Origin of the sequence: Rhodococcus sp. 06-462-5 (genome assembly GCF_002258315.1) — a bacterium.
In the GTDB taxonomy this organism is placed as follows: Bacteria; Actinomycetota; Actinomycetes; order Mycobacteriales; family Mycobacteriaceae; genus Rhodococcoides.
This window is the reverse complement of record NZ_NOYD01000018.1, coordinates 267,169-288,128: the sequence shown is the minus strand read 5'-3', so window position 1 is coordinate 288,128 and position 20,960 is coordinate 267,169. Positions and strand designations below refer to the sequence as shown.

At 64.6% G+C, this 20,960-nt stretch carries 22 protein-coding genes and 1 pseudogene; 9 read left to right on the top strand and 14 right to left on the bottom strand.

Annotated elements, in window-relative coordinates:
- The 6 genes and pseudogenes from CH251_RS13495 to CH251_RS13470 all read left to right on the top strand — a co-directional run.
- Window positions 1–711 (top strand): annotated as a pseudogene (locus CH251_RS13495) (3-dehydroquinate synthase); the annotation flags it as partial.
- A gap of 17 nt (window positions 712–728) precedes the next feature.
- Window positions 729–1,508 (top strand): O-methyltransferase, encoded by a 780-nt coding sequence (locus tag CH251_RS13490; RefSeq protein ID WP_094613584.1) that lies wholly within the window; start codon window positions 729–731, stop codon window positions 1,506–1,508.
- Complete coding sequence (locus CH251_RS13485; protein ID WP_094613564.1) at window positions 1,505–2,791, top strand: ATP-grasp enzyme; 1,287 nt, start codon at window positions 1,505–1,507, stop codon at window positions 2,789–2,791. Before CH251_RS13490 ends, CH251_RS13485 begins: the two co-directional genes overlap by 4 nt.
- Window positions 2,791–3,813 carry a D-alanine--D-alanine ligase gene (locus CH251_RS13480; protein WP_094613563.1) on the top strand — a complete coding sequence of 341 codons (1,023 nt, stop codon included), beginning with the start codon at window positions 2,791–2,793 and terminating at the stop codon, window positions 3,811–3,813. Before CH251_RS13485 ends, CH251_RS13480 begins: the two co-directional genes overlap by 1 nt.
- Window positions 3,810–4,562 (top strand): TauD/TfdA family dioxygenase, encoded by a 753-nt coding sequence (locus tag CH251_RS13475; RefSeq protein WP_094613562.1) that lies wholly within the window; start codon window positions 3,810–3,812, stop codon window positions 4,560–4,562. Before CH251_RS13480 ends, CH251_RS13475 begins: the two co-directional genes overlap by 4 nt.
- Before the next feature lie 50 nt (window positions 4,563–4,612).
- Window positions 4,613–5,338: a YoaK family protein gene (locus CH251_RS13470; protein ID WP_094613561.1), complete on the top strand. Its 726-nt coding sequence runs from the start codon at window positions 4,613–4,615 to the stop codon at window positions 5,336–5,338.
- A gap of 15 nt (window positions 5,339–5,353) precedes the next feature.
- Here CH251_RS13470 and CH251_RS13465 read toward each other — a convergent pair whose 3' ends face one another.
- A complete protein-coding gene (locus tag CH251_RS13465; protein WP_094613560.1) occupies window positions 5,354–5,968 on the bottom strand; it encodes a TetR/AcrR family transcriptional regulator in 615 nt (204 codons plus the stop codon).
- Window positions 5,969–6,028: 60 nt separating this feature from the next.
- On the opposite strand from CH251_RS13465, the gene CH251_RS13460 reads away from it, so the two are divergent.
- Complete coding sequence (locus tag CH251_RS13460) at window positions 6,029–6,982, top strand: DAPG hydrolase family protein (protein WP_256979049.1); 954 nt, start codon at window positions 6,029–6,031, stop codon at window positions 6,980–6,982.
- Here the strand turns inward: CH251_RS13460 and CH251_RS13455 are convergent.
- The 3 genes from CH251_RS13455 to CH251_RS13445 all read right to left on the bottom strand — a co-directional run bounded on the left by CH251_RS13455 (window position 6,979) and on the right by CH251_RS13445 (window position 8,941).
- Entirely contained in the window at window positions 6,979–7,554 is a 576-nt protein-coding gene (locus CH251_RS13455) for a hypothetical protein (RefSeq protein WP_094613559.1), read from the bottom strand. The genes CH251_RS13460 and CH251_RS13455 overlap by 4 nt on opposite strands.
- Before the next feature lie 28 nt (window positions 7,555–7,582).
- Window positions 7,583–8,518: a pirin family protein gene (locus CH251_RS13450; RefSeq protein ID WP_094613558.1), complete on the bottom strand. Its 936-nt coding sequence runs from the start codon at window positions 8,516–8,518 to the stop codon at window positions 7,583–7,585.
- Between the two features lie 81 nt (window positions 8,519–8,599).
- Window positions 8,600–8,941, bottom strand: coding sequence for a GNAT family N-acetyltransferase (locus tag CH251_RS13445; RefSeq protein WP_094613582.1), 342 nt, complete (start codon window positions 8,939–8,941; stop codon window positions 8,600–8,602).
- A gap of 216 nt (window positions 8,942–9,157) precedes the next feature.
- Here CH251_RS13445 and CH251_RS13440 point away from each other — a divergent pair, with 216 nt between their 5' ends.
- Window positions 9,158–10,399, top strand: coding sequence for an acetyl-CoA carboxylase biotin carboxylase subunit family protein (locus CH251_RS13440; protein WP_037194443.1), 1,242 nt, complete (start codon window positions 9,158–9,160; stop codon window positions 10,397–10,399).
- Window positions 10,400–10,440: 41 nt separating this feature from the next.
- On the top strand, window positions 10,441–12,429 hold the full coding sequence (locus tag CH251_RS13435) for a hypothetical protein (RefSeq protein ID WP_094613581.1): 1,989 nt from the start codon (window positions 10,441–10,443) through the stop codon (window positions 12,427–12,429).
- A gap of 59 nt (window positions 12,430–12,488) precedes the next feature.
- Here CH251_RS13435 and CH251_RS13430 read toward each other — a convergent pair whose 3' ends face one another.
- The 10 genes from CH251_RS13430 to CH251_RS13385 all read right to left on the bottom strand — a co-directional run bounded on the left by CH251_RS13430 (window position 12,489) and on the right by CH251_RS13385 (window position 20,931).
- Window positions 12,489–12,704: a DUF2945 domain-containing protein gene (locus CH251_RS13430; protein WP_094613557.1), complete on the bottom strand. Its 216-nt coding sequence runs from the start codon at window positions 12,702–12,704 to the stop codon at window positions 12,489–12,491.
- A gap of 62 nt (window positions 12,705–12,766) precedes the next feature.
- On the bottom strand, window positions 12,767–13,729 hold the full coding sequence (locus tag CH251_RS13425; RefSeq protein ID WP_256979048.1) for an alpha/beta hydrolase family protein: 963 nt from the start codon (window positions 13,727–13,729) through the stop codon (window positions 12,767–12,769).
- Window positions 13,730–13,832: 103 nt separating this feature from the next.
- Entirely contained in the window at window positions 13,833–14,996 is a 1,164-nt protein-coding gene (locus tag CH251_RS13420; protein WP_094613556.1) for an RNA polymerase sigma factor, read from the bottom strand.
- Window positions 14,997–15,004: 8 nt separating this feature from the next.
- On the bottom strand, window positions 15,005–15,412 hold the full coding sequence (locus tag CH251_RS13415) for a YciI family protein (RefSeq protein WP_094613555.1): 408 nt from the start codon (window positions 15,410–15,412) through the stop codon (window positions 15,005–15,007).
- A 95-nt stretch (window positions 15,413–15,507) separates the two neighbouring features.
- Window positions 15,508–16,530 (bottom strand): class II fructose-bisphosphate aldolase, encoded by a 1,023-nt coding sequence (fbaA, locus tag CH251_RS13410; protein ID WP_094613554.1) that lies wholly within the window; start codon window positions 16,528–16,530, stop codon window positions 15,508–15,510.
- Between the two features lie 8 nt (window positions 16,531–16,538).
- Complete coding sequence (locus CH251_RS13405; protein ID WP_256979047.1) at window positions 16,539–17,564, bottom strand: LacI family DNA-binding transcriptional regulator; 1,026 nt, start codon at window positions 17,562–17,564, stop codon at window positions 16,539–16,541.
- Window positions 17,565–17,618: 54 nt separating this feature from the next.
- The gene (locus CH251_RS13400) at window positions 17,619–18,269 is read right to left on the bottom strand and encodes a nucleoside/nucleotide kinase family protein (protein ID WP_094613552.1); all 651 of its coding nucleotides are present in this window, start codon (window positions 18,267–18,269) and stop codon (window positions 17,619–17,621) included.
- A complete protein-coding gene (locus CH251_RS13395) occupies window positions 18,259–19,182 on the bottom strand; it encodes a PfkB family carbohydrate kinase (RefSeq protein WP_094613551.1) in 924 nt (307 codons plus the stop codon). The genes CH251_RS13400 and CH251_RS13395 overlap by 11 nt, the downstream gene beginning before the upstream one ends.
- Entirely contained in the window at window positions 19,163–19,945 is a 783-nt protein-coding gene (locus CH251_RS13390; RefSeq protein WP_094613550.1) for an ATP-binding cassette domain-containing protein, read from the bottom strand. The genes CH251_RS13395 and CH251_RS13390 overlap by 20 nt, the downstream gene beginning before the upstream one ends.
- Complete coding sequence (locus CH251_RS13385; protein ID WP_256979046.1) at window positions 19,942–20,931, bottom strand: ABC transporter permease; 990 nt, start codon at window positions 20,929–20,931, stop codon at window positions 19,942–19,944. The genes CH251_RS13390 and CH251_RS13385 overlap by 4 nt, the downstream gene beginning before the upstream one ends.
- Window positions 20,932–20,960: the final 29 nt, after the last annotated feature.

Here is a 20,960-nt window from a genome sequence, read left to right as displayed (position 1 = left end):
CTCGGTGCGTACCACGCATCGCAGAAGGTGCTGCTGGACTTCTCGTTCCTCGGCACGCTGCCCGAGGATCAGGTGCGCAACGGCATGGCGGAGCTGATCAAGATCTCCGTTGTCGGCAATCTGGAGATCTTCGAGATGCTCGAACAGTACGGGCCGGAACTGCTGCGAACTCGATTCGGCCATCTCGACGGAACGGCGGAATTGCGTTCGGTCGCAGACAGACTGACCTATTCGGCGATCGCGACCATGCTCGAGCTCGAGGCCCCCAATCTGCACGAGATCGACCTCGATCGCGTCATCGCCTTCGGTCACACCTGGAGCCCGACCCTCGAGCTGACCCCGCCCGCACCGTTCTTCCACGGTCACGCGATCAACATCGACATGGCGCTCTCGACGACCGTCGCCGAGCAACGCGGACACCTGTCGACGGCCGACCGCGATCGCGTACTGGGCGTGATGTCCAGCATCGGCCTGGCACTGGACAGCCCGTACCTGACACCCGAATTGCTCTCCGAGGCAACGGCATCGATTCTCAAGACCCGCGACGGCATCCTGCGTGCAGCGGTGCCGGATCCGATCGGTACGTGCCGCTTCCTGAACGACCTCGACGCAGCGGAGCTCGCCGACGTTCTGACACTGCACAAGAAGATCTGCCTGGACTTCCCCCGGGCAGGCGAGGGCCTCGACATGTTCACCGCCCCGACGCCGTGACGAAGGGCCCGCGACCGGTGACCCCGACGACCATTCTGGCGCGTGAGCTGAGCGAGATAGCCGATCTGCTCGACGCCTGCGGCGGGGTCACCGACGAGCTGACCACCCGTGTTCATCGAGCCCGCGATCTCGCCGCGGGACTCGACCCGTATCTCGACACCTGTACCACCTCCCAATCCGCAGCGTTGGCGACACTGGCGTCGCGGACCCGCACCGAGGACTGGAGATCACGTGACGTCGTCTCCGGCTCGGGGCCCCTGGAGATGGAGATGCTCTCCGGTCACGTGGAGGGACGCTTCCTGGCGTTTCTCGTGCACATGACCGGGGCGAAGCGGGTGCTCGAGATCGGTATGTTCACCGGCTACTCGGCACTGGCGATGGCCGAGGCTCTGCCCGCAGGCGGCGAGGTGGTGGCGTGCGAGGTGGATCCGTACGTCGCCGAGTTCGCGCAGTCCTGCTTCGCGGAATCGCCTGCGGGCTCGTCCATCACGGTGGAGGTGGGTCCGGCACTGGAGACCCTTCGACGGCTCGACGGACAGTTCGACCTGGTGTTCGTCGACGCCGACAAAACCGGGTACCGCGCTTACGTGGAGTATCTGCTCGACAGCGAGCTGCTGGCCGAGAACGCCGTGATCGCGGTCGACAACACCCTGCTGCAGGGCCAGCCGTACAGCGAACAGCCCACCGAGAACGGCAGGGCCGTCGCCGAATTCAACGACTACGTAGCCAACGACCCTCGCGTGGAGCAGGTACTGCTTCCTCTGCGCGACGGCGTGACGCTCATCCGTCGAACATGATTCGTACGATCGGTGCGCTGCTCGGTCTCGCGGCCACACTTCCCCTCGACCTCGCGGCGACGGGGGTGGCTGCGGTTCGTGGCACGCGGCCGCCCACCCGTCGATCCGACTCACCCAGAACGATTCTGATCAGCGGCGGGAAGATGACCAAGGCACTGCAGCTCGCGCGGTCCTTCCATCTCGCCGGGCACCGGGTGATCCTGGTGGAATCGGCCAAGTACCGATTCTCCGGCCATCGGTTCTCCCGCGCCGTCGACCGGTTCCACTGCGTGCCCGATCCGGGTGCCCCCGGATACGCGCAGGCTCTGCTGGATATCGTTCGCCGCGAAAACGTCGATGTCTTCGTCCCCGTGGCCAGCCCGGCGGCAAGCATCCACGACGCGGTCGCCAGAGCCGTGCTCGACCCGCACTGCGAGGTCATCCACGGTGACGCAGACATCGTGCGAATGGTCGACGACAAGTCCCGATTCTCGCAGCACGCGCAGTCTTTGGGACTTCGCGTCCCGGACTTTCGGCGCATCACCGATCCCGCCCAGATCGACGAATTCGAGTTTCCGCCTGGCCGCGAGTACATCCTCAAACGAATCTCGTACAACCCCGTCGGCCGAATGGACCTGACGCGCTTGTCTGCACGCACACCGGAACTCAATTCCTCGTTCGCCCGGAGCCTGCACATCACCGACGACGATCCGTGGATTCTGCAGGAGTTCATCGCCGGTCAGGAGTACTGCACGCACGGCACGGTGCGTCGGGGCCGCCTGCAGGTGTACGGCTGCTGCCTGTCCTCGGCGTTCCAGGTCAACTACGAGATGGTGGACAAACCCGAAATCCTGCGCTGGGTCGAAACATTCGTCTCCTCGTTGGACGTCACCGGCCAGCTGTCGTTCGATTTCATCGAATCCGCCGCCGACGGCCACATCTACGCGATCGAATGCAACCCCCGCACCCATTCGGCCATCACGATGTTCTACGACCATCCCGACCTGGCAGCCGCGTATCTCGACGACGGCCATCCGGTGATCGTGCCGCGTCCGAAGGCCCGGCCGACCTACTGGATCTACCACGAGGTGTGGCGCCTGTTCACCGAGGACAACCGAAAAGCGCGCCTCCGCAGCATCTTCCGCGGTAAGGACGCCATCCTGGCGGGATGGGATCCTCTGCCGTACTTTCTGGTACATCACCTCCAGATCCCGTCGCTGTTGCTGCGCAATCTGCTCGCGCGACGCGGCTGGTCTCGCATCGACTTCAACATCGGCAAGCTCGTGGAGAACGGAGGCGACTGATGACCCTGTCTGTCCTGGTATTGGTCGGATCGTCGGTGGACGAGTTCCATTGCGATCTGTCGCGGGTGTACGCGGGCGGGTTCCTCGAGGCGCTCGGCGGGAATCCCGACTACCGGTTCGAGGTGGCGTTCGTCTCCCCCGGTGGGCTCTGGAGCTTCCCCGGCGGCATCGATGCCCCCAGTGTTGCTGCGGCGCAGCAGATGTCGTTGGCACAAGCAGTGGAGGTCATGTCGTCGTGGCATTTCGACGTCATGGTGCCGCAGATGTTCTGCCTGCCCGGCATGACGACGTACCGCAGCCTGTTCGATCTGCTGGGCGTGCCGTACGTGGGAAACGGTCCGGACGTGATGGCGATGACGGCGGACAAGGCTCGCGCCCGAGCCGTCGTCGCAGCAGCCGGGGTCGCCGTACCCGCCGGGGTCGTGGTCCGCTGCGGCGACGACATCGACGTCGATCTGCCCGTGGTCGTCAAGCCCGTGGACTCGGACAACTCGATGGGTGTCGCGCTCGTTCGCGAATCCGACGGTTTGGCAACTGCAGTGCGCGAAGCTCTCGTGTACTCGTCTGCGGCACTGGTGGAGTCGTACATCCCACTCGGCCGCGAGGTACGCTGCGGCATCATCGCACGGGGCGATGAGCTGATCTGCCTTCCGCTCGAGGAGTACGCCGTCGAGTCGATTCGCACCAGCGCCGACAAGTTGAATCGCACCTCGGACGGAGATCTGTACCTGGTCGCGAAAGAGCAGACCAAGGCGTGGATGGTGGACGTCTCCGATCCGATCACCGAGAAGGTCTGGGCCGCAGCACGATCGTGCTATCGATCTCTCGGCTGCCGACACTACGGTCTCTTCGACTTCCGGATCGACCCCGACGGGCAGCCGTGGTTCCTCGAGGCCGGCCTGTACTGCTCGTACTCGCCGTCGAGTGTGCTCGCGGTGATGGCCTCGGCGGCGGGCATCGCCGTCGACGAACTGTTCGCCGGATCGCTCGACGAACTGTCGGTGAAGGAGATGTCCTCGTGACGTTGGGAATCGAGATCGACGAGCTGGACCTGGGCTCCACCGCAACCGAAGAACTGCGAACGCTGTTGGCGGAACACGGCGTACTGATCCTGCGTGAGCAGCCCCTGGACGACGCGGGGTTCCTGGCGTTTCTGCGACGGTTCGGCGACATGATGTTCACCGAGGGCGAGACGCCGGTGCCGGGCTTTCCCGATCTGAACGTCATCAGCAACGTCGGCCGAACCACACCGCCGAAGTCGACGTTCCACGTGGACACCACATACGTGCCGAATCCGCCTGCCTACACCGCATTACGCGCGGTCGAGGTACCGGAGGCCGGTGGCAGCACGCTGTTCAGTGACCAGTACGTGGCCTACGACACCCTGCCTGCAGATCTGAAAGCGAACCTGGCCGGACGAACGGTGACGCACCGAGTGACCGGGGTGGCGTCGGACACCGACTCGAGTGCCGAGCATCCCCTGTTCGCAGTACATCCCGTGTCCGGGCGCACCGCACTGGCGTTGTCGGCACCCGCGCGGTGCGTCGCGATCAGCGGTATGTCCACCGAGGAGGCGCACGAGACCGTGCGACACCTGTTCGAGCACTCCACTCGCGAAAGCAATGTGCTGCGACACGCGTGGGCACCCGGCGATGTGGTGATGTGGGACAACCGATGTGTGATGCATCGAGCCGACCATAGCGGAGTCGTGGGAAACAGGGTGATGCATCGCGGAATGGTGGCGAATGGTGAATCGCCGTCGGTTATGTGACCGACAACTCAAAGATTTGCCGGTTCGCCCGTAGCCCGGAGAATCGAGTCATGACTTCCCCATTGACGATCAGCCGCGAAACAGCCGTCGGTGCCGAAGCTCGTCTGTCCTGGATACTGTCCGGACTGGCAGGGATGGTGGGCGCAGTGGCGTTCCTGCATTCCGCCGGCTACTTCGTGACCTTCATGACCGGCAACACCGAACGTGCTGTCGTCGGGCACTTCGGGCACCCCGAGGGCAAGGAGGTCACCCCGGGTGCCTCACCGATAGCGGCTCTCGCGCTCATGGGCTCCTTTCTGGCCGGGGTGGTGATCTCGTCGATCTGCCGCCGTCGGTACTGGTCGAACCATCCCCACGGAGCCACGGTGCTGACCACGATCGCGCTCGCCGGAGCGGGAGCCATCGACATCGCCATCTCGGGATGGTCGTCGGCGAACGTGAACTTCTACCCGATTCTGCTGGTGGCCTTCGCACTAGGCGCACTCAACACCGCGTTCACGAAGAAGGAAGAGACCTACATTCCTCTGAGCTACGTCACGGGAACCATGGTCAAACTCGGCCAGGGTATCGAACGGCACCTGTTCGGCGGAGGAACGCGCTACGACTGGCTGTGCTACACAGCCCTTCTCGGATCCTTCGCACTGGGAGGTGCGATCGGCGCCTTCATCGGCGTCGTGATCACCGGCCCGCAGGTACTGCTCCTCACCGCCCTGATCAGCTTCGGCGCGACGATCTTCACTTTCACCCACACCGAGCGCCGCACGCTGCTGGGGTGACCCGACCTCTCGCGGTCAGTCCTCGACCAGAGGTGAGGCCACGATGATCTTGCGCAACATCTGATCGATGAACGTCGGGGAAAGTCGTGATCCGATCAGCACTTGCCGCTGCACCAGACCTTCGATCATCACCACGAGGGTTTCGGCGTCGGACGGTGGATCCGCGGAGTCCAGCGAGGCGACTATCCACTGGGTGTAGGTGACGAATGCTGCGCGTTGACTGTCGAACAACTCGCGGATTTCGTCGTCGTGCTGCGCCTCGCCGAGCATGATGTGACGTGCGATCACCCGTTTGACGGCATCTCCCGACGTCATGGCGTCGATGAAGTCGACGATGTGGGATATCACGACGTCGGCGGTGAGCGGTTTGACGTCGACCAGACTGCCGAACGTCGCTCCGGCCACCTCGAAGTCACGGACGAACAGTTGGCCGAGAGCCAGGTGAAGCAGCCGACTCCGAGTGGGCGCGTGGTAGTTCACCGATCCGGGGCCGAGTCCTGCTGCGGCGTCCACCGCCCGGTGCGTCAAGCCGCGAAGGCCTTGGGTGGCGAGCACCTCGATGGCTGCGGTGGCGATCTCGTCGCGCCGACGCACTCTCGACTCGTCGTCCTTGGGGTGTGCCGACCTCATACCGCGCAGTGTAGTGCCGGGCCGTTGACATTCGCCGATTCCGCGACTTAGTCTCAACAGATGTTGAGCAGGGTGGGGAACACGGGCCGGGGGCCTACGAGACGCCAGATCATGATCGGAGCGGCGGCCGCGGCCACCATCGCCGTCGTCGGCCCGGTAGCCAAGGCGGCAGCGGCCCCGCCGACCGGTTCGTCCGACGAGTGCGGTGAGCGTTATCAGGGCTATCGCGAGGCCGATCGAAATCTGCCGTACGCCCGATACATGGCTCAGCGAACGACGCCGGCTCCGGCCGTCGTCGCGGATGCCTACGCGGGCCCTGCCCTCGCGCCCGATTCGATTCCCGGATTCGATTCGATCACAACCGATCTCGCGCCCACCGGATACTCCAGCGTCGAGACCGGATACGGGCAGCGAGCCGACGGGGTGACGTTCGTGGCGGTACGCACCGTGATGCCTCGGGTGACGGCTGCGATGTGGGACTGGTGGTTCGGCTGGCATTCCACCGAGGCCGCGCGATACAAGCTGTGGCATCCCGATGCCCATCTCTACGCAGACCTCGCCGAGGATCGAACGTCACTCGACATTCCCGACAAGGCCAAGTACGTCGGAAACACGACGTTCGTGGACGAGTACGTCGGTCCGAAGTTGCAGCAGTTGGGAATTGCCTTTCGCGATCCGATTGCGCACGGCTTCGTCGTTCCCGCAGATCAGACGATCGTCTTCGGCCGAGTGGGCAGCTCCATCGCACCGGTGGACCTGGGCTGGCTGGCCCACCAGGTGCGCCCCGTGGACGGCGGTGCCGAGATGCGTAGCCGCTTCTTCCTGAACCTACGAGGGCTGCACGTGCCGGACGTGAAGCAGGCCGCGTGCGCCGTCCGCCGTGGGGCGTCGGTGGACCCGACGGACCTCGTTCTGGGGCTCGATCTCGCCCGAGACCTGCTGCTGCACTGCGGACAGGAGATGAACCATCTGGCGGGCTTCCTGCCGGAGTTGTACGCCGAGTTCGGGAGCTAGTGCCCCAGGAACACCTTCGCCAGCACGATCGAGGCAGCAATCGCAGCGGTCGCCAGGCCACCCAGAAAGGCCCGAAAGGTCAATCGATTCCCGCGAATTCGCTGGGTGACCATCTGAATCGTGGCGATGCGCACCACGATCACGCCGCCGGCCAGCAGTTCCGACCACTGCCCCGGGAGCACCGACAACCAGCCGAGGGCCAGCATCAGCGCAGGGACGGTGCCGGAACTCAGGATGGGTACGGCATCGCGAAGTTCCTCGACGGCCTTGAACTTGCGTTGCTCGTCGGTGGCATCACCGTGCGCTTCGGGGATCTGACTGCTTGCGACGAAATCCGCGAACACATGCGCAAGAAATGTCGTCACCGCAGTGGCCAACACCAGAACAGCAGCCGTTCCGTGCAATATCGAGCTGGGCGTCGATGCTGCGACCGCCGCGAGGACCAGGATGTTTCCGTAGACGTAGGCGGACAGCCTCCTGGCCGCCCGCGCGGGCTCGAGCGGGCCGTCCGCGCGGGTGACCAATCGGCGATACAGCCGTGTTCTGCGAATACGGGAGTCTGCGTCGCTCATGCAGGAGATCGTTGCACGGCCGGCGAGATCATTCGACGGGTACGCCGAGCCGACCGGCCTGGTAGTCCTCGAACGCCTGCAGCACCTCGGACTTGGTGTTCATGACGAACGGACCTGCCATCGCGACGGGTTCCCTAATCGGCTTGCCGCCCAGAACGAACACCTCGAGCGACTCCCCCACCGCAGACGCGGACATCTCGATCGTGTCGCCGCGGCCGAACAGAGCCGTCTGCCCCATACGGATCGGACGCTTCTCCGCGCCCACCGTGCCCTCGCCCGCGAGAACGTAGACGAGTGCGTTGAATTCACGATTCCACGGCAGCGTCAGCGCCGCGCCCGGTGCGATCGTGCTGTGCGAGAGCGCAATCGGAGTGTAGGTCGAGCCAGGTCCCTGCAGACCCGCGATCTCGCCGGCAATGACGCGCACCAGTGCACCACCGTCGGGACTCGACGCCAACGCCACCTTGCTACCGGTGATGTCCTGGTAACGCGGGTGCGCCATCTTGTTCTCGCGCGGCAGATTGACCCAGAGCTGAACACCGTGGAACAGCCCGCCGGACATCACCAGATGCTCGGGCGGTGCCTCGATGTGCAGAATGCCACCGCCCGCCGTCATCCACTGGGTGTCGCCGCCGCTGATGATTCCGCCGCCGCCGTGAGAGTCCTTGTGCTCCATGATCCCATCGATCATGTAGGTCACCGTCTCGAACCCGCGATGCGGATGCCACGGCGTCCCCTTCGGCTCACCGGGCGCGTAGTTCACCTCGCCCATCTGATCCATGTGGATGAACGGGTCGAGGGACGACATGTCCAGTCCGGCGAACGCCCGGCGGACCGGAAAGCCTTCCCCTTCGTATCCCGTCGGTGCCGTCGTGACGGACCGGACCGGCCGAGGCACGGCGGTGGCGTCGGGCATGGGGATTCGGGGCAACGCGAGGATGTTGTCGACCGTCACTGCAGGCATGGGCTCCCTTTCGGCAATGTAGTTGACTCTGCAACTACTCTATCGACCACAACCCATCGTTGTCGGACGGTATTCCCGCGGTCAGCCCTGACGGTCGGCCAGCCATTGCCGAATCTCGTCGGTGACCGGTTCGACGATGTCGTCGTACTCCCGATGCTTACCCACGAAGGCCGCCACCAGTTCACAGATCGGAACGATTCGCCTGGCATCTGCACGGGTGGCGTCGAGCGCCTGCTGCACGAGAATCGTTGCCAGACCGCGTCCGCCGTAGGCTGCGTCGACCTCGGTGTGGAAGAAGATGCGTCTGCCCTGCTCGTCGTCGGCGAACTCGGTGAAACCGACCTGCGCACCCTCCACCGAGACGGTGAAACGGTCCGCCTGCTGGGAGATCTCGACCTCGGCACCGGTTTTGTCGACCGTCATTCCGCACTCCTCGTTCCCGGTGGGCGCGCACCGCACCTCGTTGTTCACGATCGTGCACGATCGGCGGAAATCTGTCGATCGTGAACAATACTGAACCCCTGCGTACGGCGGGTTCGCGATCCGCCGCCACCGACAGGGGTGCCGAGTGTCCGATCGTGCCTCTGTACGGTGGAGCGAAGGACCTCGACCGATGAATCATCTAGGGGAAGGAACTTCATGGCTCAGCCAGACAGGCTGGAGAAAGACCCGAACAAAGGCTTCGTAGCACTGCTGGGCTGGAGTTTGGCCGCAGTGGAAGCACTGGACAAGTTCGATCGGCGCTACGTCGTCGTCGCCCCCGAGTGGGCCGAGGCGTACTGCACCGAGCACGACATTCCTTACCTCCCGTGGAACTTCGAGCGACTCAACGATCGCTCACTGGAAATCGCCGAGACCCTGCAGGCAAAGGGCGTCGACGTCGCGATACCGCTCTACGAGGAGACGGTCGAGTGGGCCGGTGCCATCAACTCGGTGCTGCTCGGCAACCCACGCCTGTTCGGTCAGGCAATGCTGTTGCGCGACAAGTCCTTGATGAAGCGCCGTGCTCAGCTCGGCGGCATTCGGGTGGGCATCTTCGAAGAAGCCCACGACCGTGAGGACGTCACTCGATTCCTCAAACGTGTCAACCAGACGCTACTCAAGCTCGACGGCGATCCCAACGACCCGATTCATGTCAAGGCCTTCGACAAGGCCGGTTGCCTCGGCCACCGCGTCATTCGTACCCCTGACGAGGTCGACTCCATTCCCGACGAGGAATTTCCGGCGCTGATGGAATCGCACCTCGACGGCTGGGAGTTCGCTGTCGAAGCATGGATTCACAACGGCAAGATCAAGTTCCTCAACATCTCGGAGTACGTCACCCTCGGATACTCGGTGTTCGTTCCTGCGACACCCGAGCTGGAGAAGTACCGCGAGCAGATCACGGTGCAGATCGAGAAGCTGATCAAGACCTTCGACATCGAGTTCGGTTTCATTCACCCCGAGTACTTCGTCACCAGCGACGGCGAGATGTACTTCGGTGAAGTTGCTTACCGCCCACCGGGTTTCAAGGTCTTCGAGCTGCTCGAGCGGGCCTACGGATTCAACGCATATCAAGGCCTCGCATTGGCGTTCGACCCGAAGACCACCGAGGAGGAGATCGACGCCTTCTTCCCGAAGGAGGTGGTGGACGCCACCGGTCACGCCGGATGCTTCGGCGTCTACCCGCGTCGACGCGTAGTCAGCGATCTCGTCATCCCCGAGGTCACCGCAGACGACGACTACTACGAGACCAACGACCTGTCGGCTCCGGTAGAGGAAACAGTCACCAAGAGAACGGCATTCGGAACCCACTGGGGCCTGCTGTACTTCTTCGGCGACGATCCCTACCGAATGCGCGATCTGCTCAAGCAACAGGAAGAACTGGACTTCTACGTGTGAAGCAGCAACTCGGCAACGACCACGAACCCACGACGCAGACTATGAACGACTCTGCACCGGTCGACAAGGCTCTGGTGTCACGGCTGGCCCAGCTGGACCACGCCACAGAGGCGCTGGCCGGGGCACCGGAGTTCAGCAAGAACACGAAGGTGCGACGGGTTCTCGACGGCCTGCATCGAGTGTTGTTGCAGCCCGGCGGTTGCGATGCAATTCGCGAACGCGCAGCCATGCTCGAGCAGGCAGGGCTGTTCGCAGGTACGGACTGGGCCCAGCCGGACATTCTCGTCCCGGCGTTCGTGGGGCCGAGCCTGCGCAGCGGCAACGACGACACCGTGGTGCTCGAGGCAACCAGCGAACTGCGCATGATCGCGATCGTCGCGGGTGAGTACGACCATCCTGCCGTGACTGCCGAGGAGGCGCGGCGGTTTCTCTCGCAGGTTCTCGCCCTCAACCTCGACGTGCTCTTCACGCCGCCGTCGGAGTCGGAGCGAGTTCGCTTGGGCCGCACCGCACATCTGATTCGTGATCTGTTCGGGTACGTCGCGCAGCAGATCGGGTACGACAGCGTGCTCGACGAGTTGGTCGAGGAGATCTGGCGGATTCTGCGCCAGCGTCCGATTCAGGTGGACACCATCAAGGCGATGGTCACGCGCATCGCGATCTATCGTGACGATCCGACCGTCGACCTCGGCAATTCCGGCCAGGGCCTGGACCGGTTGATCACGGCACTGTTCGGTACCACCGATGCGTGCCGCGAGGACCCGGGCGTCGAGGTGTACCGGTCTCGGCTCGAAGCGATGGACGTCGAGGCGTTGCAGTTCGAGGCCCGCGGATTCGCGCGTGCCATGCACGACACCGGTCTGGTCTCGCCGTACCACGCGACGCTCACGCAGTATCTCGTCGACCATTACTCGTACGTTCTGCCCGAGGCGCTCGGTCTGTCCGATACCGGCCGGACCTGCCTGACGCGGTATCCGGAATTGGTTCATCGCCTCATCGAGGAGACGGTGTACCCCGAGACCGCGCAGTGCCTCTACGGGCTGGCACTGCTTCTCGATCGCGGAATTCTGCATCAGCCGCCGATCGTGCCGTCCCTGTGGCGGCAGATGTCGCTGAAACTCGCTCCTGCGGTGCGGGAACGACTGATCACCACGTTCGGACCCGTCCCCGCGCCGGAGTCACGCTTGCTCGGGGGTCTGCTCTCGATGCTCGGCCAGCCCCTCGGCGTCGGCCAGGGCGACAACCCGACGTGTCAGTCGGCGCGGGCGTTGTCGATGTGGGCCTACAACGATCCCGACTACCTGCTGCAGATGGTGGTGTGGGCGGCACGTGACGAGGAGATCGTCATGCACTTCGAGGGGCAGTCGATCTCGTCGACCGAGAGCGTCAGCGGCGTCGCCACGTCCGATCCGGTCGACCTCGATCCCGCGTCGTTGTTGCTGGTTCCGCACCTCGATCGCATCTACGCCGAGATGGTCCGGCGTTGTGCCGATCGTCCCGGTGATCCGCACCGCTGGGTCAACCCGGAGTTTCACGGCTGGTGGTCGGCGCGAGAATTCCACATCGACGTCGATGTCGAGACGGGAAATCTCGTGGACCTGGACGCCTTCCTGCGGCAGTTCTACGCGGCGTACCACCCGGAGTACAACGGACACCAGCCGTTGATCCATCCACAGCCTGCCGGTGTGGCCGTAACCGACAGTGCCGCACGATATGTGGGGTGGCACGCCATCACGATTCTGCGCGTGTCCGCAGACCCCGACGGTGTCATGCGGGTGTACTTCTTCAACCCGAACAACGACAGCGGGCAGGACTGGGGCGACGGCGTCGTGGTGGGTACGGCGGGCAACGGCGAACGCGCAGGAGAAGGTTCGCTTCCGTTCGACCAGTTCGCCTCACGGCTCTACATCTTCCACACCGATCCGCTCGAGCACGGCGAGCCGGAGAGAATCCCGGACGAGGACATCGAACGGATCCGCGGCTACATCGAACGGAGTTGGGGCGCAGAGCGTTCGGTGCCTCAGGCCTGAGATCTTCCGATGCGCCCCGAGTCCGTGGACTCGGGGCGCATCGGGAGATGCGTGTGCCGTCAGTCCTTCTTGTCGAGCGCTTCCGGCTTGTGCACCGCGTCCTTACCCGACTTGTCGCTCTCGACGCGGTACTGCGGGTCGTCCTTCGACGCCTTCACGGTTCGGCCTGCAGCTTCGGTCTCGGAGGTGATCTTCTCGACCACCTCGCCCTCGGTTTTCGTTCCGTGGGTCTGCCATTCGACCTTGTCGCCCTTGTGCAATTCGTCTTTCGACATGTTCGGGTCGTCCCTTCGTCGGTGATATCCACCGACGCGTACCCGCGCGGGTCTCCGCGCAATCACCTGGTTCCCAGAGCCGGTGCCAGCGTGGTGAACCACGCCTCGCGTAGCTGATCCTCGAACAGCGGCCAGGTGTGTGCACCCTCGTCGCGCATGGAGACCGTCGCGGGCACGTCGGCCCGGCGCAGAGCGTCGACGAAGATCGACGTGCAGTAGTTCACCATCGCTTCGACCGCCATGCCTCCGAACGGCGGGATCGCGCCCTCGGGAATGCGATCGACCGGTCCGGGGAGTCCGCGAGACGAGCTGACGTACACCGCGGTTCCGCGTAGCCGTTCGACGTTGAGCGACGGGTCGTGGTCGCGCCATCCCTGGCTTCCCGGTAGCCCCCACATATTGAAGGGGTTGTTGAGTCCGCCGGCGATCATCGCCGAAATGCCGGCGGTGGCAAGCGGGTTGGACGGTGCCGGACATCCGCTGAACGACGCGGCCGCGTCGAACACGTCCGGGGCCTGGATCGCGAGGTCGAGTGCGGGCCCACCGCTCATCGACAGTCCTGCCACGCCGCGCCTGCCGGTCGATCCGTAGGCTGCGTCGACAGCGGCAGGCAATTCGCGAGTGAGGTAGGTCTGCCACATGTTGCTGCCGAGCACCGGATCGGTTGTCTGCCAGTCGGTGTAGAAGCTGAAGCGGCCACCGATCGGTGCCACGACGGTGACCTTCTTGTCGAGGAAGAACTTCTCCACGCCGGAATTGTTGAGCCACCCGACGCCGTCCTCGTTGCCGAGCGCTCCGTTGAGCAGCACGAGAGTGGGTGCCGGTCCGTCGTCGGGGGAATGCAACACCTCATTGGAGATGACGCGATTCATGGACGGGGAGAACACGTTCAGCACAGCTCGAGTCGCCGACACCTGATGGATGCCGACGGCTCCCGCAGCCGCGTCGGCCGATCCCGAGTTCCCCGGCAGCGCCTGCGCCGACGTTCCGGTGATCAGCATCGACGCCACTGCTACTGCCGTCACGACCGCGGCGGATCGAGTTCGCTTTTTTCTCTTCTGTCCCACACGCAACATCAGCACCATACGAGGGTCGCACGAATTCCGCTTTCTACCGCTAACGATCGGATTACGAAACCGATCGGTCCGTTGGTTGGCCTGTAGAGCGGATCCGCGCGGCCCGCATCGTCAGATGGTGCCGCTCGGGGATCGAGGACGCCTTCTCCGCCGCCTGCGCGTACAACTCGGCGGCACGCTGCAGATCACCGGACTTCTCGTGCAGGTAGGCGGCCGCCGCCGTGTGCCGCGGGACGGCCGAATCGACCTCGCCCAGTGCCGCAAGTCCCGCCGCCGGACCGTCGGCCTCCCCGATCGCCACCGCTCGATTGAGTCGCACCACGGAACTGTCTGCGAAAGCGAGCAACTCGTCGTACCACTCGACGATCTGCGGCCAGTCGGTCTCCTCCACGCAGCTCGCATCGGCGTGCAGTGCCGCGATCGCCGCCTGCGCCTGGAACTCGCCCAACCGATCCCGGGCGAGCGCAGCCTGCAGTATCCACACGCCCTCCGCTATCAGCGTTGTGTCCCAACGAGATCGGTCCTGCTCGGCGAGAGGAACGACGTGACCGTCGGGCCCCGTCCTGGCCGAACGGCGTGCGTGGTGCAGCAGCATCAGCGCCAACAGTCCGGCCGTTTCCTCGTCGTCGGACAACTCGGCCAGCTGCCGGGTCAATCGAATCGCCTCGGCCGCCAGATCGACGTCCCCGGTGTACCCCTCGTTGAAGACGAGATACAGCACCCGTCGCACCGTCCCCACGTCACCGGGGGCGTCGAAACGCACGTCGCGCACCGTGCGTTTGGCCCGGCTGATGCGTTGCGCCATGGTCTTCTCCGGCACCAGGTACGCCTGCGCGATCTGCCGCGTCGTCAATCCCCCGACGGCACGCAGCGTCAGTGCCACCGCCGCTGCCGGACCGAGCGAAGGATGCGCGCACAGGAAGAACAATTGCAAGGTGTCGTCGACGCCGCCCACACTGCCGGGATCCGGTTGGGCAGCGACCCGATCCTCACGGGCTCGTCGCGCCTTCTCGGAGCGTTGCGAGTCGAGAAATTTCCGCCAGGCAACGGTGACCAGCCAGCCCTTCGGGTCGGTCGGTGCTTCGGCGACCCACGTCGAGATCGCCTCTAGCATCGCTTCCGCAGCGGCATCCTCGGCCGCCGCGAAGTCTGCTCCGCGGTGGACGAGGACGCCGATCACGGCGGGCGTCAGGGCCCGCAGCACCCGGGGGTCCACGGCGATCGTCAGTCGGCGATCGTGGGAGGAGCCTCCATGAACGGACGCAGCTCGAGCCACTCGTGAATGGGCTTCCCGCCTGCCCCGGGCGCGGCCGACAACTGTCCGGCCAGTTCCAACGCGCGATCGTACGAATCGACGTCGATGATCATCCAGCCTGCGATGAGATCCTTGGTCTCGGCGAACGGGCCGTCGGTGACCGGTGGCTTGCCCTCACCGCCGGAGCTGACCCAGGTTCCCTCGGGGGCCAGCGCCTGGGCGTCGACGAACTCGCCGGTCTTCTCCAGCTCGGCGGCGAAATCTTCCATGAACTGGATGTGGTCGTGCACTTCGGCCGGGGTCCACCGGTCCATCGGGACGTTGTTGATCGGTTCCGGAGCGCCGCGGTAGTGCTTGAGCATGAGGTACTTGGCCATTGTGTCTCCTGACGTTCGATGCGGCCATTGTTGCCGCATTCGCCCCTGGGACGGAACCGGTCCGCAGATTTCGACACGTTCGGCGGAGAAGATTCTCAGCGCATCCTGCGCCCTGCCGAGCCCAGCATCTGTGTCGCCTCGACCACCCGAGCCGCCATCGCCGTCTCGGCCGGCTTGCCCCAGGAGCGGGGGTCGTACGCCTTCTTGTTTCCGTACTCACCGTCGACCTTGAGCACCTGGTCGTACTTGCCGATCATGTGACCGGCGATGGATCTGGTGAAGGCGTACTGGGTGTCGGTGTCGATGTTCATCTTGATCACCCCGCTGGCGACGGCCGAGGCGATGTCGGCAGCACTCGATCCCGACCCGCCGTGGAACACCAGATCGAACGGCTTGTCCTTGCCGGTCTCGGCACCGAGGACGGACTGGATCTCGTCGAGGATCTCGGGTCGTAGATGCACCGAATCGGGGTTGTAGACGCCGTGGACGTTGCCGAAGGTCAAGGCCGTCATGTACCGACCGCGTTCCCCCGCGCCGAGCGCTGCGATCGTGGCGCGTGCGTCGTCGACCGTCGAGTACAGCTGTTCGTTGATCTCGTGCGAGACCCCGTCCTCCTCGCCTCCGATGACGCCGACCTCGATTTCCAGGATCGTGTTCGCCTCCATCGACAGATCGAGCAATTCGCGTGCGATGCGCAGGTTCTCGTCCAGCGGCACAGCCGACCCGTCCCACATGTGCGATTGGTACAGCGGGTCGAGCCCACGGCCGCGTCGTTCGATCGCGTCGGCGAGCAGGGGACGCACCCAGTCGTCCAGATTCTCGGCGGGGCAGTGGTCGGTGTGCAGCGCCACCGAGATCGAATAGTGTTGCGCCACTTCGTGGGCGTACTGTGCGAGTGCCTTCGAGCCGGCGAAGCGGTTCTGCACCGCATTGCCGGACAGGTAGAGCGCGGTACCGACCGATACCTGAATGATCCCGTCGCTCTCGGCTTCGGCGAATCCCTGCAGAGCTGCGTTCAGTGTCTGCGAACCGGTGACATTGATCGACGGGTAGGCGAACCCGCCCTCCTTGGCGCGATCCAGCATGGCGGCGTACTGGTCCGGACTGGCAATCGGCATGAGCTGTCCTATCTTTCGGGTGCGGCCGGCACGTCGGCTCGAGGTGCAGTGCAGCCGCAGGAATTTCGATGGGTGAAGGTGGTCGGTACCCGGATCGATCGGGGCGCGTCCTCGTGCCCCTCGATGCGCCGGAGAACCAGGTCGGCTGCGGTTCGGCCGATCGTCTGCACGTCCTGAGCCGCCGCTGTGAGCCGTGGCTCGAACAGATCCGACCACTCGAAGTCGTCGTAGCAGACGAAGGCGAGGTCGGCGGGAATCGACAAGCCAAGGCCGCGAACCGCTTTCAGTGATCCGATGGTCATCGAATTGTTCATCGACACCAGCGCCGACGGCCGATCCGGACCCGACATGAGCTCGCGCACCCGAGACTCGGCCACCTCGACGTTGGACCGACCGTCGAGAATCAGTCGCGGATCGAGTTCGATTCCTCGATCTGCCAGTGCGCGGGTGTAGCCGTCGAATCGCTCTGTCGTGGAGGAGATTCCTTCGATGCCGCGGACGATCGCGATGCGTCGATGTCCGGCGTCGAGGAGGTGGGTCGTGAGCTCGTACGCCGAGGCGTCGTTCTCCGGGCCCACCTGGTCGCAGGAGATGTCGAGCATCCGGTCGATCAGCACCAGAGGCGTTCCGCTGCGCACGATCTCGGGGATCGTGGAGAATTCGGAGCCTGCCGCGGGCGCGAGAATCATGCCGTCGACCTGACGGTCCAGCAACGAGTCCGTCACCCTGCGCTCGGACCGAGGTTCGTCGTGCGAATCACCGAGGATCAACACGTAGCCGGCCTCGGACAACCGCTCCTCGACGGCATGGACCAGGCTGCCGAAGTACGGGTTGGTCAGCGCAGCAATGGACAGCCCCACGGTGTGAGTCCGACCTGCCGCGAGCGATCGAGCAACGACGTTGCGGCGATATCCGATCTCGAGAATCGCCGCGTCGACGCGTTCCCGGGTGGCGGGATTGACGTTGCGGGTTCCGTTGAGCACGTGCGAGACGGTCGATACCGATACCCCTGCCAGGCGTGCGACATCGTCCATCGTGGGCATATCAGTCGGCCCAGCACTGTCGTGCCTCGCGGCTCTGTGGAATCGTCATGTCAGCCGCAGGATTCGATCGGCGCGGCGTGCGGTCGACCCGATCAGTTCCGCGTTGCGTTCGTCCGATCCCAGGGCCCAGAACTCCGCGTCCTCGTGCGACTTTCCATAGGCCTCGTGCCTGGCCACCAGTCGCTCGTGCCGAACCCTCGTGTCCGGAGCCAGAAACCAGACTTCGTCGATCATCGCCCGCGCCGCCGGCCACGCGTCGGACTCCATCAGCAGATAGTTGCCCTCGGTGATGACGAGCGGAACATTCGACGGAACAGGAACGGCCGAGCCTATGGATTCCTCGATCTCACGCCGAAACTTCGGCGCGTACACCAGGGGGTCCCCGGGTCGCTGCTCGTGGATCGCCGCGACCAGGCGCGCGTAGCCACCGTCGTCGAACGTGTCGTGGGCACCCTTGCGATCGAGCCGGCCCAGTTCGATCAACACTTCGTTGGCGAGGTGAAATCCGTCCATGGGAACCAGTACCGCCAGTTCCGGCCCGAGCGCATCGACGAGTTGCTGTGCCACAGTGGACTTTCCGGCACCGGGCGCGCCGGTCAGACCGAGTATGCGCCGCTCACCGGGTACGGCCAGCGTTCGCGCCAGCTCCACGAGTTCGGAGAGGGTGGCTTCCTGTACGTCCTGGTCAATGCTCACCGTTGTCGCTTTCGAGTCCGCGGATGGAAAGTTCGTGTAGCCACGCTCTGGGGCCGATAATCGAGCAGCGCAGTGCGGCAACGTGAGCCGATCTGTCGATGCGCTCGGCGAGCGAGCCCGGCTGCGTCGAGTAGTAGGCATACGCGCCGTGGAACGCATCCCCGGCACCCAGGGTATCCACCACTGCTACCGGCTCCACATCGACCGATCCCGACGATCCTTCGGACCACCATTCGACAGGCTCGCCGCCGTGGGTGGTGACTACGGTACGTGCGCCGGATGCAACGAGTGCCGCGGCTGTCGTGGCCGTGTCCGAGGTACCCGGAGCCCGAAAGTCGGCCGAGCACACCATGTCCGTGGCGTGCGGGATCAACTCGCTCATGACCGGTTTCCAGCGACCGGCGTCCACGACCAACGTGGTAACCCGCGCCGCCGCATGTTCCGCGGCGGCGCAGGCGATCAGGGGGTGGTGCCCGTCGACCAGAACGACGTCGGCACCGGCAACAACGGCCTCCAGGTCCTCCGGCGGCGAGGCGTCGGAGTTCACGGCGTCGGCCGAGACGACCGATCGGTCGCCGGTCGCTTCGATCACCGTCACCGACGAGACGGGCACCGACCTGGTGGAGCCCTCTGCCGCGTCGATCACCCGCACACCGAATGCCGACAGGTCGGCCTTGACCAACGCTGCCACCGGATCGTCTCCGAGCGCGGTCACGAGCACAGCCGTCCCGCCCAGCGCGGCGAACGTCACTGCCGCGTTGGCAGCAGGACCTCCCGCCGCGACGAACTGCGCGCTCGAGGTGATCTTCTGGTTGGGTGCCGGCGCTGCCGACACTCGATGGATGACGTCGAGTGTCGCCAGTCCGACGAAAACACCGACCGGACTCGTAGGTTCAGCGTCCGGCGCGTTCATCGTCGGTCGGCTCCTCCGCGCCGGTCATGAGCGCGACGACCTCGGACATGGTTCGGTTCTTCGGATCGACGACGCCCGCCCGCTTCCCGAGCCGATGGATGTGAATTCGATCGGCGACGTCGAACACGTGTGGCATGTCGTGGCTGATGAGCACCACTGGTATGCCTCGGTCGCGGATCGTGCGGATCAGATCGATCACCATGCCCGACTCCCGCACACCCAGCGCGGCAGTCGGCTCGTCCATGATGATCACTCCGCGTCCGAACGCTGCTGCCCGAGCCACGGCCACACCCTGGCGTTGGCCACCGGAGAGCGTCTCGACCGCCTGGTTGACCGACTTGATACCGATCTTCAGGTCCTGCAGGTGCTTCGAGGACTCCTCCCGCATTCTCGGCATGTCCAGACGCCGAAAGAGACTGCCACTGAGTCCCTTGCGCTTGATCTCTCGACCGAGATACACGTTCGACGCGATGTCGAGCGCCGGAATGACGGCCAGGTCCTGATAGACCGTCTCGATGCCGGCTGCGCGTGCGTCGCGCGTGTTCTTGAACGATACGGGCGATCCGTTCATCAGGATCTCTCCCGAATCCGGAATGACAGCGCCGGCCAGAGCTTTGATGAGACTCGACTTTCCGGCACCGTTGTCGCCGATCACCGCCAGCACCTCACCGGCCCGCAACTCGAAATCTGCACCGTTGATGGCCGTCACGCTGCCGTAGGTCTTGACCAGACCACGCGCTTCGAGAGCGAGGGGGGCATTCACTGTGACCTCCTACGTGCGAATTGATCGACGGCCACCGCGACGATGACGAGAATGCCGGTCGCGATGTTCTGGTACAGACTGTCGACGCCTGCCTGGGTGAGTCCGTTGCGCAGGACACCGACGATCAGTGTTCCGACCAGAGTGCCGATGACGGTGCCGCGGCCACCGAACAGACTGGTTCCGCCGATGACCACCGCGGTGATCGACTCGAGGTTGGCGTTCTGATAGGCGTTCGGGTCGGCATTGGGAATTCGTCCGAGCGCTGCCCACGCCGCGATCGCCGCGATGACTCCCGTCACGATGTACACCGAGAACAGCACGCGACCGGACTTGATGCCGGAGCGATCCGAGGCCTGCGGGCTACCACCGACCGCGTAAATATGCCTGCCCCAGGAGGTTTGGGACAACGCGTACCACATCACGGCGTACACCAGCAGCATCACCACCACGCCGTACGTCGTGGAGAAGCTGCCGATCTTGAACGAGGTACCCAGCAGCGTCAGCGGTCCGCTCGGGACCTGGTAGGTCTCGGAGCCGGCCAGCAACCGGGTCGCAGCCTGGATCGCGGTGAACGTGCCGAGCGTGACGATGAACGGTGGCAGTCGCAGAACCGTCACCAATCCGCCGTTGATCGCACCGAACGCAACGCAGACAGCAAGCGTGGAACCCAGCGCGACCACCGGACCGTTCGCACCGGCCGACTGCGCCATCACGATGGAACCCATCACCGCCACCGCGCCGATCGACAGATCGATACCGGAGGTGAGGATGATCAGCGTCTGGCCGACGGCCAGGATGCCGACGACCACCGACTGCTGAAGAATCAGAGAAACGTTCTGCGGGTTGAGAAACGAGCTCGAGATCGAGCTGAAGACGATGACGGCGATGAGGAGCGCGGCCATCGGCCCGAGCAGCGGTTCACGCAGGATGGTCCCCACGTTGAACCGGCTCGGGGCCTTGGGAGGCGCCGCGGTATCGGTACTCACGAATCAGATCCCGGTGTACGCCGGTACTT

Excerpts from the sequence above, each read along its gene's own strand:
- CH251_RS13485 (WP_094613564.1), top strand. The coding sequence starts at position 1,505 with ATGATTCGTACGATCGGTGCGCTGCTCGGTCTCGCGGCCACACTTCCC.
- CH251_RS13480 (WP_094613563.1), top strand. The coding sequence starts at position 2,791 with ATGACCCTGTCTGTCCTGGTATTGGTCGGATCGTCGGTGGACGAGTTC.
- CH251_RS13470 (WP_094613561.1), top strand. The coding sequence starts at position 4,613 with ATGACTTCCCCATTGACGATCAGCCGCGAAACAGCCGTCGGTGCCGAA.
- CH251_RS13465 (WP_094613560.1), bottom strand. The coding sequence starts at position 5,968 with ATGAGGTCGGCACACCCCAAGGACGACGAGTCGAGAGTGCGTCGGCGC.
- CH251_RS13460 (WP_256979049.1), top strand. The coding sequence starts at position 6,029 with ATGTTGAGCAGGGTGGGGAACACGGGCCGGGGGCCTACGAGACGCCAG.
- CH251_RS13455 (WP_094613559.1), bottom strand. The coding sequence starts at position 7,554 with ATGAGCGACGCAGACTCCCGTATTCGCAGAACACGGCTGTATCGCCGA.
- CH251_RS13450 (WP_094613558.1), bottom strand. The coding sequence starts at position 8,518 with ATGCCTGCAGTGACGGTCGACAACATCCTCGCGTTGCCCCGAATCCCC.
- CH251_RS13445 (WP_094613582.1), bottom strand. The coding sequence starts at position 8,941 with ATGACGGTCGACAAAACCGGTGCCGAGGTCGAGATCTCCCAGCAGGCG.
- CH251_RS13440 (WP_037194443.1), top strand. The coding sequence starts at position 9,158 with ATGGCTCAGCCAGACAGGCTGGAGAAAGACCCGAACAAAGGCTTCGTA.
- CH251_RS13435 (WP_094613581.1), top strand. The coding sequence starts at position 10,441 with ATGAACGACTCTGCACCGGTCGACAAGGCTCTGGTGTCACGGCTGGCC.
- CH251_RS13430 (WP_094613557.1), bottom strand. The coding sequence starts at position 12,704 with ATGTCGAAAGACGAATTGCACAAGGGCGACAAGGTCGAATGGCAGACC.
- CH251_RS13415 (WP_094613555.1), bottom strand. The coding sequence starts at position 15,412 with ATGGCCAAGTACCTCATGCTCAAGCACTACCGCGGCGCTCCGGAACCG.
- fbaA (WP_094613554.1), bottom strand. The coding sequence starts at position 16,530 with ATGCCGATTGCCAGTCCGGACCAGTACGCCGCCATGCTGGATCGCGCC.
- CH251_RS13405 (WP_256979047.1), bottom strand. The coding sequence starts at position 17,564 with ATGGACGATGTCGCACGCCTGGCAGGGGTATCGGTATCGACCGTCTCG.
- CH251_RS13395 (WP_094613551.1), bottom strand. The coding sequence starts at position 19,182 with ATGAACGCGCCGGACGCTGAACCTACGAGTCCGGTCGGTGTTTTCGTC.